The sequence below is a fragment of the Chryseobacterium sp. CBSDS_008 genome (assembly GCF_049959325.1).
In the GTDB taxonomy this organism is placed as follows: domain Bacteria; phylum Bacteroidota; class Bacteroidia; order Flavobacteriales; family Weeksellaceae; genus Chryseobacterium.
In genome coordinates, this window is record NZ_CP188202.1 from 2663817 (window position 1) to 2678804 (window position 14988).

Genomic DNA, 14988 nt, shown 5'->3' on the forward strand with positions numbered 1-14988 from the left:
AGTTTCAAAAAATTAATAGTTGAAAAAATTCCCTCATTATATCCAGCCTGATATCAAGGACTGTGGCCCTACATGCCTTAGAATTGTAAGCAAATATTATGGTAAAAATATCTCTTTACAACAAATTCGCAACCTATCGGAGACAACAAGAGAAGGAAGTAGTTTATTTGGTTTAAGTGATGCAGCTGAGAATTTAGGATTTCGGGCATTAAGTATTAAGATTGATTTTAATACTTTAGTAGATGAGGTTCCTTTACCTTGTATATGCCATTGGAATAAACAGCATTTTGTTGTTATTTATAAAATTGACAAAATCGGGAAGATTTACCTAGCAGATCCAAGTTATGGGCTCATCACTTATACAAAAAAAGAGTTTATTAAATTCTGGATTGGTAATAATGCTGACGAGAGTACAGAAGAGGGAGTAATTCTGGCGTTAGAAACAACTCCTTCATTTTTCCAAAATGAGTTTGACGAGAACCAGAGCAAAGCCAGCTTTTCTTTTCTATCAAAATATTTGTTGAAATATAGGTCTTTAGTTATTCAACTTGCCGTCGGTCTTTTAGCAGGAAGCTTACTGTCTCTTATTTTTCCTTTTCTTACCCAAAGTATTGTCGATGTCGGGATACAAAATCAGGATCTTAATTTTATTTATCTTGTTTTAATCGCCCAAATCATGCTTTTCATAGGAAGAATGGGTATTGAAGTTATCCGAAGCTGGATTTTACTACACCTTTCTGCAAGGATCAACATTTCCATTATCTCAGATTTCTTTATTAAACTCATGAAACTTCCCATTGGTTTCTTTGATACAAGAATGACCGGAGATATTATGCAAAGAATTAATGATCATCATAGAATTGAGCAGCTTTTAACCAATTCTTCACTTAATACATTATTTTCTTTAGTTAACCTGATTATTTTCAGTATAATATTATTATTTTATGATTATAGGCTTTTTATCGTTTATCTTGTGGGTGCTATCTCTTATATTGGATGGATCTTATTTTTCTTAAAAAGAAGAAAAGAATTAGATTACAAAAGGTTTTCACAAGTTTCCCAGGAGCAAAGTAAAGTGATTGAACTCATCAACGGAATGCAGGAAATTAAAATGCACAATGCTGAAAAACAAAAACGGTGGGACTGGGAATTTTTACAGGTGAAGTTATTTAAGATTAATATTAAATCTCTTTCGTTGGAACAGTGGCAATCAGTTGGAGGAAATTTCATTAACCAAATAAAGGATATTCTAGTGAGCTTTCTCTCTGCAAAGCTTGTCCTTAGTGGAAATTTAACATTGGGAATGATGCTTTCTGTTCAATATATAATTGGTCAACTCAATAGTCCATTATTACAATTAGTAGATTTTATCCGTCAAACTCAGGATGCTAAAATATCTTTAGAAAGATTAGGAGAAATTCATGATAAGGAAGATGAAGAATCCCAAGAAGATCAATATGTTTCCGAAATCCCCCAAAAAGATATTGAAATTAAAAATTTATCATTCAGATACATCGGTTCACATCAATTTGTATTTGAAAATATAAGTCTTTCCATTCCTTACGAGAAAACAACAGCCATTGTTGGAGCCAGCGGTAGCGGAAAGACAACACTTTTGAAACTGCTAATGAAATTTTATGAACCCAATGAAGGGGAAATTAAACTTGGAAACACGAATCTAAAAAATATCTCACCGAGGTTCTGGCGGAATCATTGTGGTGTCGTAATGCAGGAAGGTTATGTATTTAATGATAGTATAGCCAATAATATAGCTATTGGTGAAGATTATATTGATAAGCAAAAATTAAGAAAAGCAGTAGAAATTGCTAATATTAAAGAATTTATCGAAGGTTTACCTTTAAGCTATAACACAAAAATTGGAAACGAAGGAGTTGGAGTAAGTGGCGGACAAAAGCAAAGACTTTTTATCGCAAGAGCCGTTTATAAATCTCCGGAATATATTTTCTTTGATGAAGCTACCAGCGCATTAGATGCGAATAATGAAAAAGTCATTATGGAAAATTTAGAAAAGTTTTTCAAAGGAAAAACTGCCGTTGTTATTGCTCATAGACTCTCTACGGTAAAGCATGCTGACAAGATCATTGTTTTAGATAAAGGAAAGGTAGTGGAAGAAGGAAATCACGCTGAATTGGTAGCATTGAGAGGAGAATATTATAGACTTGTAAAAAATCAACTAGAACTTGGAAACTAACAAAGATATTTTAGATAATATTGAATTACGTTCTGAAAGTGTTCAGGATATTCTTACGCAGCCACCTCACTGGATGATCCGTTGGGGAAATTCTATTATTTTCGTTATCCTTCTGCTTATTTTACTAATGAGTTACATGATTCGATATCCAGAGTTTATTCCGGCTCCGATCATTGTAACGTCCCAGAATCCACCTGAAAAGCTTCAGTCAAGAGTTAATTCTAAAATTGAAAAAATTTTCATTAAAGATCATCAAGAGGTAAAGAAAGATGAGGTACTTATGGTTTTGCAGTCTACAGCCCATTATCAAGATGTCTTACAGCTTAAAAAGTTAGTGGATTCTATTTCTTCTGCCAAGTTATCTTCTTTTCCTGTCAATGAAGTTTCAACCTATAAATTAGGAGAGCTTCAAAGTGATTATAATACTTTTGCCAAGGCTTTTCAGGATGAAAAACTCTTTACAAGATTACAGCCTTATGCTCCTGAAAATCTAGCAGCCAATCAGAATATTTCGGAATCCAGAAGCAGAATAGCTAATTTGAGACAACAAAAAAGCCTTGAGGTTGCAAAATATGAACTGACAAAGAAAAATTTCCAGCGTTCACAGGAATTGTTTAATCAGGGTGTGATTGCAGCAATGGAGTTGGAAAATGAAAAAATAAAATTTTTACAGGCTCAGCAAAGTATAGAAAACATTAATATCTCGCTATCTCAAATGGAAGAAGGAATTTTCAATCTTAACAAAGCCAAAAGCGGAGCAAGCATTAATACCGAAAAAGATAAAATTACTTATTCCTCACAAACATTGCAATTATTTGAACAGTTAAGAAAAGCCTTGAAACAATGGGAACAAGGTTATTTACTCGTTTCTTCAACTAATGGTATTGCAAGCTTTCAGCAATATTTCGGGGAAAACCAGTTCGTAAAGACGGGTGATCCTGTTTTATCAATTCTTCCAAAAGATAAAGAAGCATTGGTTGGAAGGATGCAGGTTCCCGCCATCAATTCCGGTAAGATTACCAAAGGAGAAAAAGTGTTGATCAAATTAGATAATTATCGTTTTCAGGAATATGGTGGCTCCCAAACTTTAATAAGGACAATAGAGCCCCTGCAATTTTGGAATCTTTAAAAAACTCATCCAAAACAGAAAAAGGAATTTTATTTTTATCCGCTGTTTTTTCACAAATAAGCCTCATTTCATTAAGGAGTTTTTGAAAATCCTCTCTATTGGGATTAGGATTCATTACCCTTTCATGCTTGATTGACTTTACGAGGGTATATAAAACAGAATCCAGGTATTTTTTTCTTTCACCAGCAAAAATATTTGGATTGGTGAGCAGGACTGAATTTTTATTTTTAAGCATATTGACTTCCTTTTTTAGACTATCAATTTTATTTTGAAGCTCTGTAATTTGTTTTGACTTGGATTCTAGTTCTGCTTTATTCTTCAACAGCTGACTGTTATACACTTTAAAAGCTTTCTTGTAATTTTCAACGGTTTTATCCGTTTTAATATGTTGGAACCCCAGAAAATCTGATTCTTTTACAATCAGGTCTTCGGATTTTATGGAAATAAGCTCCGCTTTCATTTCTTCAATTTTTTCTTCCAGCGCTTTGTATTCCTCGTCTTTTTTTTGTATTTTAAACTCAATGGCTTCCAGTCTTGCCCTTGATCCTGCAATTCCTCTTTCCATACCTAAGCACTCTGCGGTAATATCTTGCATTTTGGAATACTCACGAGGATGATGCTTTAAGGTTTTTCCTGTTTTTACATCCTGCCAGTCGGCAACCAGATGAGCGTGTAAATTAGGTTTCCATTCTTTAGATTCTTTATCATAATGTCCTTCATCTTTATGAATGGCAATCTGAAATACCCTTATCCCTAATTCTTTTTCTAATCTTTTGGAAAGATTATGTAAATCCTGCATGGTGGTATTTTCCTTAATGACAGCAACGGCTTCACGAATGGGTAACGCATTTTTCTGTAATTTTCTTCCCGATTTTTCTTTACAATAGGTTTCAATCTTTCTTTGTCGGTCGGCTATTTTATCTTCGAACCAATATTCATTTTTCGGAGTTAAATCTTTTCTGATATAATCAAAAGTCTTTTTCCTGAAATTATGGATCTCGGAGTCGGACTTTGCTGTTTTAAAATTAATGGAAGTTTTCATGTAATTGTATATTTCTGCATTACCATATTTATTGAATTCTATATTTGTCTTTTTACACTATTATATATTTGTATTATAGTGGATTAGTGTAAATGTGTTGGCTAAGTAGATTGTATTTATTTTATACATCAAAAAAGGGGTATACTCATTTACGCAGGTTGAGAAATAACCTGTATCTTTTTTACGCATGGTATACAGAAAGGTGGGTAATTTTTACACATGTTTGGGCTATACCTGTATTTATTTTACGCACGCTAGATCATCATCCTATACTATTTGTAAATAGCAAATTTATTTTCATCAATTTTTCGCAAAAATATTTCACGCACGTTAGACAAAAAGGCGGGTGAATTTTACATCTTCAGAAAATAAACACTATATTGCCTTAAATTGATGGTAAAAGCCCTCGGCAGAGCGAAGAAGCAACTTTGTTGAGAGGGAACCGACCTTCAAAGTTGCTAATGAGCTCCTAACTTTTGCAGATAGTTGTTAAAAAACATACCACACACCTTATCATCTTTTGCTCTTATATCCCTGCGTAATTTGATACCCCCCCTTCCTATTCGTTTTGTTTTTATCACTGCTTTTCTGATTCATCTGATTGGTTTGATTGGTTTGATTGGTTTGATTTTTCGAGGGATTATTACGCTTATTTTATCTATAGAGCTGTTCCTGTTTTCGACGGTAAGAGAAAACCAAAAATCCCAATTTTACAATCAGCGGACACGCTTATTGTAAACTTTGGGTACTTTTTGCACTAAGCACCCAGCACATAATTTTTGCAGAAAGCTGGTAAAAACCATATCGCACATTTCATCCCCTTTTCCTTTTAAAACCCTGCTTGTTTTCAGAGTCCTGTTTTTCGGTTTTTTCTCTGGATTCCTGCAAGCTTTCAGACAGGTGTTTGGCTTCTACATTTTTTTCATTTTTAATTTTTCGTATCAAATATTCGTTGAGATCTTTATGTACGGAATAGAGCTGAGAACAATCTACAGCATGGGGAAAAGATTGTAAAATCTCATTCTTACACTTAAGTCCTGCATGATCGTTATCAAGGTAGAGAGCTATGATGGAATAGTTTTTCAACTGCTCTTTGACTTTACCAACAAGAGCGGAGGAATTCATGACAATAATATCTCCAATGACATGCTTTTTCATCTCAATAAAAGATAATGCATCCATAAAGCCCTCAAAAACTGCTGTGTTTTGGAGTTTTCCCTGATAATAATTATGATCGTTATTCATCTTAATGATTGAAATGTCTTTTTTCAGTAATGCCCCTTTATAAAAGGAATTCCGCAATTCAAAACCTCCTGATTGGTTTTCAAACCCGATCGCATAAAGATTTTTATCACCAATGGTAAAATGTACCTCCTTTACAAAAGGATAGACAAATGGTGAAAGTCCTCTTTCCTGAAGATAGTTTTTAAGGTTTTGATTTTGAAGATCATGAATTCCTGTAATTTGATATCCAGGTTTTTGAACAGTTTTTGGACTAAGGAATAGTTTTTCTTGCTGGTGAAAAGAAGAAAAATTCTGTTTTTCTGCCCACGATAAAACTTCGCTTACAGAAGCATTCAAATATTTTTGCATAAAATCAGTATTGTTCCCGCCAATTCCTTCGGAGTGCAAAAACCACAAGTTTTTCTGTTTATCAAGCTTAAAAGAGGCTTGCGTTTCGTTGGCAAATGGATTGAGATACCAAGCTTCTTTTTCATTTTGTTTTGTGGGAAGGTGTCCGAGAGAAAGAAGGACTTCTTCCAACGGAATGGTGTTAAATTGTTTACAGTTCATATTGATATAATTATGTAATTGTTGTTTTATATTATAGTTTCGTCCGTTATAACCTTTATTTTAATTTCCGGCTACAATGATTTTACCTATATCGCTCAGTGTATATAGCAGTTTGTGTGTCCGGGTTTCAAACTGGAAATTTTTTGATGAATTGATGAGAAAACCCTATATCTTTTTGTAATACAGAAAGTTACTTACTCATCAAACTCTCATCATCTCATCAAAGTTGTCTTTTTCTTCTCATCAGTTCCTCATCAAAAATCAGGGATTTAAAATTTGATGAGGATTTTGATGAGATATAATTCATTGATTTTCTTTTCATTATCAATTAATTCATCATTTCATCAAATTTTTGGAGAATAAAATCCTTTTCCACTGTAAAATACCTTCCTGTTTTATTCTGCTGGTAGAAGCTTCCGCTATAATCAATATCGTGCTTGATATAGGCTAATGAATTATTTTGGGGTTCGAGCTTCCAGTTTTCTTTCAGAAGCTTTCTGATATCGTTAACCGTCCAGTACTGGTTCCTGAACATTTTACCCAGCATATTGAAAATATCCTGCGGGATAAAATGAATTACAAGCTCTTCCGTAGTCTCAAAAAATTCATACAGAAGCTCAATGATCTTTGATTCCAGCTTGTTATTATTCTTCCAGACAAGCTTTTCAAGGGCTTTGGTTCTGATCTGAGAATCTGTAAACCACATTCTTGTTTTATTATGGCTGTGAAATGGGCGCTCAATCAGATAGCGCAGGAAATAGGGGATTTCTTTGTTTAGATTTTGTAGGAACTCAATATTTTCACTTTGAATAGATTTTACTTTGATTATCCAGAAACGGATTTCGTTCTCATCAATCTGGATGAAATTATCTTCATTATTGGAACATAAAATGAATTTTCCAAAGAATTCTATTTCTTCTCTGTCTTTTCCTTTGGCTTCTTTCTTATCTTTATTGGTGGTGGAAAGATATTTTAACCGTTCGGTAATTTCCTTTTTGTCGAAGAATACTTCATCTATTGCAACAAGAAGCATGGAAGCCCAGTCTGAATTAAACTGGCTGCTGAAGGAATCCCCTTTAATATAGGTCATATTAAGTCCGAAAATTGCTTTGAGCCATTTAATGAATGTAGACTTTCCGGTGGCTCTTTCTTTACTGACAAGACAGAGGATCGGAAGCATTTGCACAGGATACTGAAGCAGGATTTTGATATAATCCAACCCTAGTTCCAACTGTTCTCCAAAAATGTGTTCCATAAACATAAGGGAAAACGGAATTTTTTCAGCAAGAGAAGCCAGACTGATATTTTCTTTAATAGGTTGGAAAGGAATTTCATTGTAAACATTGTAAAAACCTGCAATAATCTGTTGGTATTTCAAATGAGATGGTATACAGCAGAATCCATCATATTTCGGAACTTTGGAAACATAAATTTTTCCATGATCGCTGATAATGGTTTCACGGTTCCAGCGGACAAGAATCGATATTTTATCGCCTGAGATCAAAGGTTTTTCAATCGTTTTATAATAGGTGGTTCCAACTCGTAAATAGGGGATTTTTTCGCTCATTTTTTAAAGGTTTAATTCCGTACAGGAAATACGGATCGTTAAACAATAAGGTTTCGGACAAACAATTAGAACTGTTTACCTTTTGTATTTAAGTGATTTCACTTCATGTAAAGCGTTCATTAGGTCTAAATGGTTGATTCGGTAGAATCGTCCTATTTGTTCTGCCTTAATATTGCCTTTTAAAATGTGCGAGCGTACGGTTTGATAATCGAGCTTTAGAATTTCTGAACATTCCTTGATGGAATAGAATTTCTTTTTTAGCTCAATTTCAGGTTCTTTTTTTAGGGAAAAGACTAGGTCTTTTATTTCTCCTAATTCATCAAGAATGATTTGAAAGGGATTGGTTGCCTGCATTTTGTAAGATTTTTAAATTATACAGGCAAAAGTGTGTGATTGGGATTATTAAATATGCAATTCTACTCAATTGCATAAAGTTTAATACTTAATGTTAAATATTTTTGATAATTCTTTATAGATACTTTCCTCAAAATCAGAAGTTTTAGCAATGACAGCTCTTGAAAATGTTCCTTTATCAAAATTGGTATTGTATTCATTTTCCATAGCCTCTATAATCGTAATATCCTGAAAATCGGGATTAATAATATAATTATCTTTTAAGAAACGGTGTATTCTTATCAGTGAAGACTTTTGATCTACGAGTAAATTATGATTTTCATCAATGTATTTTTTAGCTTTTAGAAAATCAAACAGCAGAACAGAACTGTTTTCCCCAATCATAATATCCGACAAATGGATTTCTCTTTTCACTTTATGATCTAAAGCAAAATAAATAAAAAGGGTAGTTTCAGCCCCGCTAAGAAAATTCTCCTGAAGCTTCATCATGTTGCTTGAACTCATGAGCCTTGAAGACTCTTTTCTATATTGTTGTAAACAATAGGCAATCTTTTCCTGAAAATTATGATTTCTGGAATCATCAATATTTTTAAAATGATGGCTGAAGAAATTATCTGTCTTTTCATAATCAATTATAAATTCATGCTTTATTTTTTCTGTCAAAATAATCTGATTGGCTCGGAATCGTGCTTTCTCAATCCGTTTATAAAGTAACTTCTTGATTCTCTCGCCTCTAATCCAGTAATAGATCATCATGGGATAGCCAGCTAATTCTTCCCAGAAGTTCCACCGTCCGTATAGTTTCTTTTGATCCATAATCAAAATTAATGATTATTTAAAAACCTCATTCATATAATTTACCTTATCCTCTTCACTCGGTCTATAATAATTATTGAAAACCTCTAAACTTCTGTGACCTGTGTAAGACATAATTATTTTATCAGGAACTCTTTTATTTTTCATTATCGTAATAAAGCTTCTTCTTGCAGTATGAGACGAAATTCGTTTATAGAATTCCGTTTTCTTTTCTACTAATTCATCTCCATACCTCATGGTTTTCTTTATCTCATCAGTAAATTCCATTTCCTGAAAGACTTCTTTGATAAATTCATTCATTTTTTGATTGGAAATATTGGGAAGTTCATAATCATATTTTTCTAAAATAGCCCGAGAAATACTGTTGAGGGGAATAGAAAGATTCTTTGTTTTACTTTTCAAATCAATTACCCTGATAAAATCTCCTTGGATATCTTGTTTTGAAACACGGCTGTAATTTCCAAAACGCAGTCCAGTAACACAACCAAAAACAAAAAGATCCCTCACTCTTTCCAATCTCTTGTTTTTACTGAAATCATATTGGTAAATTTCTTCAACCTGCTGGTAATTCAGTGCAATTTCATCGGTACGGAATTTTGGAGGCTTTTTAAAATTAGTAAAGCTGCTGTTATATGTATATTTCTTTTCTAGCGCCCATGATAGAAAGGTTTTCAATAATCCAACGTTACGGTGAACAGTATTGGCTGAATGTTCTTTCTTCTCGATACAGTATTTTAAGAACTTATTATAAATCTTATCATCAAATTTGCCCAACGTAACCTTAATTTTATATTCCTTTTGAAAATCTTCAAGCAGGGTTTTATTGCATTTATATCTTTTGAGTGTTGAGTTTGAAATTGCATTGCCTGTATAGTCATTCTCTTTCTCATCCAGGAATTCCTGATATATTCTAAAAAAATCGTCTTTAATTGTAGCTTTCTTGAATTCTTCATCAAATCGTTGTCTTACAATATCGACCGTCATTTCCTCATTAATATTTTTATAACGATTGACAATTTCTGTAAAAAAACCACTATACCTATCCAATTGCTTTTTTATACTTCGATGGTTTTCTGCTCTTTTGGTTCGCCCATTAAGATCGTTAGGTTGCCTGTTTTCAAAATCCCATTCAGTCGGTATTATTTTTTCACCCGTAGAATAAATAAAATTCTTATTTTCATTACCAAAATATGAACGAAAATAAATTAAAGTTTCTTTCTGGGAGTTTGGTTCTTTTAATTTAAATGTATAATTCATAGGTGCTAATTTAGGTGCTAATACTTCTATAATTAACCATAAAAACAACTTGTTTTTATTTATGTAAATATACATAAAATATTGATAATTAGCACACTTATATAAAATGCTTTATGATAATTTTAACAAGGTTCATTTCCCTCCAACTCCACTAAAACCACTGACAATCAGTGGTTTTATTTATTTTTAGACAACATATAGACAACAATTTAATTTTTTATTTACTTCTGAATGCTTCAGCAATTAACACACACGATAATTTAAATAATCTAAATTATATTTGTCTTTGCCTTATCACTCTCATAGTATAGAAGTATAAACATCAGTCAGCAAACAGTGAGAGATAACATTGCTCCTAACAGGAAGAGAAAATAAAGAGTTGAAATTTTATCATAATAATATAAATCTTAAGAAGCCACCCCCTATTTTTAAAGTCATTTCCCTTTTGGATTAGGTGGGCTGGTTTTGTATGCATACCCCATTCTCTCGAATTTACTAGAATATTTCAACTAATTGATTTACAAACATGATAATCAATAATCTTCCTATTTTCACAACTTAAAATGCAATTGGTACATGCAAAATAATATAGTTAGCACAATGTGTATATTTAGATCTTATGTGCCATTTACGAAAGTACATATAAAAAAAATAATCTAAATTTACTGTAAAAAAATAATTATGGAAACTAAAATTTACACGAGAGATACATTGGTTTTTAAAATTGTTATCCCAGCAGACGATAAAAACTATTCAATTGAAGGTGTAACGTCTATAACAGGCGATTTACCTTATAGTATTACAGCTCAATTTGTTAAAATTGAAGATGAAAGGATTAAAATCTATTGCATTGGTAACAATCATTCGGATTACATTTCATTACAATCTAGAATTGGATATGAAGTAATTGCTATTTAAATACAATGAATAAGATCATCGAACAAGCAAATAAAATTCTGTCATATTTATCTGAAATAGATTTACAAAAAGACATAATTGAATTATCCGAAAGTAATTTCGAATTAATCTCTTTTCTTGAAAGCATTGGAACACAAACAATCGAGTATCAAAGTAAGGATATGTTAATTTCTATTTTACCACTTGAAAAAAGTAGAAAATTAAACCTTTGGTATAGACGAAATGATGGAATTTGGATCATCAAATTGTATGAAATAAAAAAGATATTAGATTAAAGTTCATCGAAATACCAAATTTTATCAATGCTTTCCCGTTAGCAGAAAGCTTAAAAAAACAACTCACGATTGGAAACTTTTGAAATAAAAATTAAAGAAATTTTTCATTTAATTGCTGAATATGGAATCAGGAATAAACCCCTTGATTTTAAAAACCCAGAAAAAATTACTGAAAAAGAGAAAATAGAATTTCTTTCCCAGGTTCACAAAGGTTTTAGACTTGGACAAAATTTAATAATTCAAGAAATAGTACCTCTTTTAAAGGAACTCAAAGCCCTTAAACAAGATGAGAAACAGGCCAGACGTGATAAAAACAAAGGTTTAGTTAATAAGCTAAATTCTAAACTGAGTTTAACTCAATATAAAATCAAAATTTTAAGGCACTTTGCAGATTTTATTGCGTGGCAAGTATTCAAGGGAGATTATTATAAGGCAAGAAGATTTTTTTCAGGAGATAAAAATAGACCAGATTTATTAAATACAAATTTAGAATCTGTTATAAGAGCGGTCGAACATTTTCACAAAGAGGATGATTTTAGTTTTGCATTAATAACAGATTTAACCTCCTTTATTGATATAGGTGATATTTTATTAATAAAAAAAGATTTAATTAAAATAGTTGAATGCAAAGAAGGAGTTGTACAGAAAAAGATTTATGAGTTTTTTGATTATGCAGAACAAGATGATTTTGATGTAACTAAAATTGATTACTCCGATAAAGATAGTAAGTTTTTTGACCAAGCAGAAAGAACTTTAAAACAGATGGAAAAAGGCATTAAAGTTTCTAATTTTCTTAAGAATGAAGAAGGAATTGATCCCTTTTCTAACGAAAAAATAACAGTTTTAGAATCTACACATATAAGAAAATATTATTATGAATATTTAATGAATCTTATTGAAGAATCTAAACTAAATTATTCAGCTTATGGAGAAATCGAAAAAATAATTTACATAGGGATTTACAGAGAAAATAAAAGAGCTATTGCGCCATATCTATTCAAGGAGATTGTCAACCACATTTATGAAAAAAATGTGATTGTGGATTACGTTAATTTAATTGGCATCCCATTAAAAGATCCAATATTTTTTAAACCTTTTGGTGTTGCTAATATTTTTGACATTATATTTGGAAGATTAAAAATATATTTGGCGATAGATTTGGATAAATTGATAGAACTATTTAATTCAAAAGGTATTGTTACTAGATGGTTAAGCAAGAAAGAAACACATAAAATTCTCGATGAAGCCAGAAAGTACAAACCTTTTATATTTGATAACAGAGCAATCGAAATTACATTAAATGAACAAAAAATTACTTTAGGCGATTCATTCTTAATTTATCTATTATTTGATAATTTAACTCCTTCATCTTATGTTGAGACATATAAAAACTTAAAATAAGTGAAGCTTCTACTTAAATTGCATCTGCAAAAATCGTAAATTTATTTTGTCTTAATATTTCAAGCTTCCAGCCCCTAAAAATTACTTTTGGTACTGATCTATCAGAAAGAAAAGATAAGGGCTAAAATCTTTGAACGATAGGGTAAAAAAAAGCTTTTATTGTTGTGTAGGAGACCGTATAAAATGTTCTTTTAGATACAAGTCTTATTTTAAAATTAATTTGAATACTTCATTTTGATTGATATTGATCCATTAAATGGATGTCATTTTGTCAAGTAAAACGAAAATCACACTAAACAGCCTATCAGTAAGGATTTAAAGACATTTATAAAGTATTTATTACGCATAAGTCTTAGGAATCTCAGAGATTGAATACATATATCATTATGATGCGCGGAGAGCTGGTGGAAATTATTCTTTCAACTCCAAAACTTTATCCATTGATTCGTTAACAATATCCATCAACTGAGAAGTTGTACCTACATAATTTACTTTCCCTTCTAAGTCTAAGAAAAATCCTTTTTCAGAAGAAAATGGTTTTGTTTTTGATAATTTAATTAATGCTTTAGAAGTGTAATTCTTAACCTTATCAAATTGTTTCTCAAAACTTCCTAAGTGTTTGGCATAAGTATCTCCGTTCTCCATAGTCATTGCATTTTGCATAAAACTCAAATCAGCTCCGTTCTTTGTTCCTCTTTGACAATTGAAAGCTATTCTAACTAAATTCTCATATCTTGTTGCTTGTGTATAAAATTCTGTACTCATATTTATTATTTTAATAATGATGTTAAAAATACTGTTAATAATGTTCCAACAATAGCTCCTATTACCGCAGCAATAAGGACGTTGCTACTCAATTTATTCCACATTCTCATATAATAATCTGGATTAAGCTTTTTCTTTTCTTCTTCAACCCATTTATAAGCACCTTTGAGTTTTGCAGAAGCAAAATTATCTCCTTCGCTATACTCAAAAGATTCTACATCATCTTTATCTTTAATCATTTTTCTTCTCAGAACTTTATACTGAACTAATTGATTAGCCATTAAATCCTCAAAACTTAGATTATTTTGTATTCTAAGAATGTATCTGCCTTCTCGACCTACGGTTTGCATTATTACATCCATAATCCTTCTTTCATCATCAATTCCCATAAATCGTAAAGTTATTGTTCCCATATAATTTTATTTTAATCATAGTTTATAAACAACTATCAAAATACATATTTTTTTTAATAATATCAAAGTAATTATCAGGATTCCAGCCCCTAAAAATTATTTTTGATACAGATAATACCAGAAAAAAAAGATAAGGGCTAGAATCCGTAAACGCCTAGGTGAAAAACGACTAATCTTTATAAGATCTTAATTATATATACAAATAAATATAGGATCTGGGACTGTGTACCATTTCTCACTCACAGAATAGGAGTAATTTAATACAATGAAATTATTGATTAACTTACATAATATATTAACATATAAGGTACTTTCCTGTTCTTGAATCGATCGTCAGCAAGTATTTTTAAGCTATTCTTATTGTGTTTTCAAAGTCTTAAACCTTGATTCTATGGCTTATACTGAAAGTAACTTAAAATGAAAAATGATTGGTTTTACCTGTCCGTGGTATAACCAATCATTTTTATTTCATCAACTTTAATTTATTGTTTTACCAAGGATATTGATTTTTTATATGGTATAGTAGGTTGGTAGGTTGGTGGACATTCTCCCCATGTAATGTCAGCATCTTGCAACATCAGTATACTCATTTTATTTGGTGTTTCTGGTTTAATTCTTAAATAAACGATTCCTTCTTCGCCACAAGCAAATTCACTGTTACCAATAAAGTACATCATGTATGCTTTTAAATCTTTTTGAAATCCTACGCCATTAAATTTAATCGTTGCATCATTAGTTTCGTTAAAAGAATTATAAATTATATTTCCGTTAGTATCAGTTACTTTCATTCTACCAATTAATTTATCTCTTCTTATACCTATCTCCTCATAAATGCCTTTTTTGAGTTGAATCTCATAGGTTTTTCCATTATAAGTTCCTTTCCATGTACTGATATATTTATCTAGAGAATTATTAATATCTTTTTCATAATTATAGTTTGGACAATTAGGATTTGTTAGACATTGAGCTGCATCTTCTAAAGAAATTACTTGTGCGTTACAAGAAATAGTAAAAAAGATTAAAGTAAAAAATAAGTATTTCATAA

At 31.3% G+C, this 14988-nt stretch carries 14 protein-coding genes; 5 read left to right on the plus strand and 9 right to left on the minus strand.

Annotation, left to right across the window (positions count from 1 at the left end; all coding sequences use genetic code 11):
* Window positions 1-19: 19 nt before the first annotated feature.
* Both ACP3T3_RS12000 and ACP3T3_RS12005 read left to right on the plus strand, forming a co-directional pair.
* Window positions 20-2212: a peptidase domain-containing ABC transporter gene (locus ACP3T3_RS12000; RefSeq protein ID WP_426476096.1), complete on the plus strand. Its 2193-nt coding sequence runs from the start codon at window positions 20-22 to the stop codon at window positions 2210-2212.
* Window positions 2202-3341, plus strand: a complete 1140-nt coding sequence (locus ACP3T3_RS12005; protein ID WP_426476097.1) for an HlyD family secretion protein — start codon at window positions 2202-2204, stop codon at window positions 3339-3341. Before ACP3T3_RS12000 ends, ACP3T3_RS12005 begins: the two co-directional genes overlap by 11 nt.
* Here ACP3T3_RS12005 and ACP3T3_RS12010 read toward each other — a convergent pair.
* The 6 genes from ACP3T3_RS12010 to ACP3T3_RS12035 form a co-directional block, all read right to left on the minus strand.
* A complete protein-coding gene (locus tag ACP3T3_RS12010; protein ID WP_426476098.1) occupies window positions 3253-4383 on the minus strand; it encodes a hypothetical protein in 1131 nt (376 codons plus the stop codon). The two genes, ACP3T3_RS12005 and ACP3T3_RS12010, sit on opposite strands and share 89 nt — an antisense overlap.
* A gap of 813 nt (window positions 4384-5196) precedes the next feature.
* A complete protein-coding gene (locus ACP3T3_RS12015; protein WP_426476099.1) occupies window positions 5197-6177 on the minus strand; it encodes a toprim domain-containing protein in 981 nt (326 codons plus the stop codon).
* A gap of 328 nt (window positions 6178-6505) precedes the next feature.
* A complete protein-coding gene (locus ACP3T3_RS12020; RefSeq protein WP_426476100.1) occupies window positions 6506-7744 on the minus strand; it encodes a primase-helicase family protein in 1239 nt (412 codons plus the stop codon).
* A 75-nt stretch (window positions 7745-7819) separates the two neighbouring features.
* A complete protein-coding gene (locus tag ACP3T3_RS12025; protein WP_426476101.1) occupies window positions 7820-8098 on the minus strand; it encodes a helix-turn-helix domain-containing protein in 279 nt (92 codons plus the stop codon).
* 81 nt (window positions 8099-8179) lie between these two features.
* Complete coding sequence (locus ACP3T3_RS12030) at window positions 8180-8914, minus strand: hypothetical protein (RefSeq protein ID WP_426476102.1); 735 nt, start codon at window positions 8912-8914, stop codon at window positions 8180-8182.
* 15 nt (window positions 8915-8929) lie between these two features.
* Window positions 8930-10219: a tyrosine-type recombinase/integrase gene (locus ACP3T3_RS12035; RefSeq protein WP_426476103.1), complete on the minus strand. Its 1290-nt coding sequence runs from the start codon at window positions 10217-10219 to the stop codon at window positions 8930-8932.
* 633 nt (window positions 10220-10852) lie between these two features.
* On the opposite strand from ACP3T3_RS12035, the gene ACP3T3_RS12040 reads away from it, so the two are divergent.
* The 3 genes from ACP3T3_RS12040 to ACP3T3_RS12050 all read left to right on the plus strand — a co-directional run bounded on the left by ACP3T3_RS12040 (window position 10853) and on the right by ACP3T3_RS12050 (window position 12765).
* Window positions 10853-11089, plus strand: a complete 237-nt coding sequence (locus ACP3T3_RS12040) for a hypothetical protein (protein WP_426476104.1) — start codon at window positions 10853-10855, stop codon at window positions 11087-11089.
* A gap of 5 nt (window positions 11090-11094) precedes the next feature.
* The gene (locus ACP3T3_RS12045; RefSeq protein WP_426476105.1) at window positions 11095-11364 is read left to right on the plus strand and encodes a hypothetical protein; all 270 of its coding nucleotides are present in this window, start codon (window positions 11095-11097) and stop codon (window positions 11362-11364) included.
* A gap of 69 nt (window positions 11365-11433) precedes the next feature.
* Window positions 11434-12765 (plus strand): hypothetical protein, encoded by a 1332-nt coding sequence (locus ACP3T3_RS12050; RefSeq protein WP_426476106.1) that lies wholly within the window; start codon window positions 11434-11436, stop codon window positions 12763-12765.
* A 411-nt stretch (window positions 12766-13176) separates the two neighbouring features.
* Here the strand turns inward: ACP3T3_RS12050 and ACP3T3_RS12055 are convergent, their stop codons facing one another.
* The 3 genes from ACP3T3_RS12055 to ACP3T3_RS12065 form a co-directional block, all read right to left on the minus strand.
* Window positions 13177-13530: a hypothetical protein gene (locus ACP3T3_RS12055; RefSeq protein WP_426476107.1), complete on the minus strand. Its 354-nt coding sequence runs from the start codon at window positions 13528-13530 to the stop codon at window positions 13177-13179.
* 5 nt (window positions 13531-13535) lie between these two features.
* Window positions 13536-13943: a hypothetical protein gene (locus tag ACP3T3_RS12060; RefSeq protein ID WP_426476108.1), complete on the minus strand. Its 408-nt coding sequence runs from the start codon at window positions 13941-13943 to the stop codon at window positions 13536-13538.
* Between the two features lie 482 nt (window positions 13944-14425).
* A complete protein-coding gene (locus ACP3T3_RS12065) occupies window positions 14426-14986 on the minus strand; it encodes a DUF6705 family protein (protein WP_426476109.1) in 561 nt (186 codons plus the stop codon).
* Between the last annotated feature and the right edge of the window lie 2 nt (window positions 14987-14988).

Coding starts and splice junctions, on each gene's coding strand:
- ACP3T3_RS12040 (WP_426476104.1), top strand. CDS start 10,853: ATGGAAACTAAAATTTACACGAGAGATACATTGGTTTTTAAAATTGTT.
- ACP3T3_RS12060 (WP_426476108.1), bottom strand. CDS start 13,943: ATGGGAACAATAACTTTACGATTTATGGGAATTGATGATGAAAGAAGG.
- ACP3T3_RS12045 (WP_426476105.1), top strand. CDS start 11,095: ATGAATAAGATCATCGAACAAGCAAATAAAATTCTGTCATATTTATCT.
- ACP3T3_RS12055 (WP_426476107.1), bottom strand. CDS start 13,530: ATGAGTACAGAATTTTATACACAAGCAACAAGATATGAGAATTTAGTT.
- ACP3T3_RS12030 (WP_426476102.1), bottom strand. CDS start 8,914: ATGGATCAAAAGAAACTATACGGACGGTGGAACTTCTGGGAAGAATTA.
- ACP3T3_RS12065 (WP_426476109.1), bottom strand. CDS start 14,986: ATGAAATACTTATTTTTTACTTTAATCTTTTTTACTATTTCTTGTAAC.
- ACP3T3_RS12010 (WP_426476098.1), bottom strand. CDS start 4,383: ATGAAAACTTCCATTAATTTTAAAACAGCAAAGTCCGACTCCGAGATC.
- ACP3T3_RS12015 (WP_426476099.1), bottom strand. CDS start 6,177: ATGAACTGTAAACAATTTAACACCATTCCGTTGGAAGAAGTCCTTCTT.
- ACP3T3_RS12025 (WP_426476101.1), bottom strand. CDS start 8,098: ATGCAGGCAACCAATCCCTTTCAAATCATTCTTGATGAATTAGGAGAA.
- ACP3T3_RS12020 (WP_426476100.1), bottom strand. CDS start 7,744: ATGAGCGAAAAAATCCCCTATTTACGAGTTGGAACCACCTATTATAAA.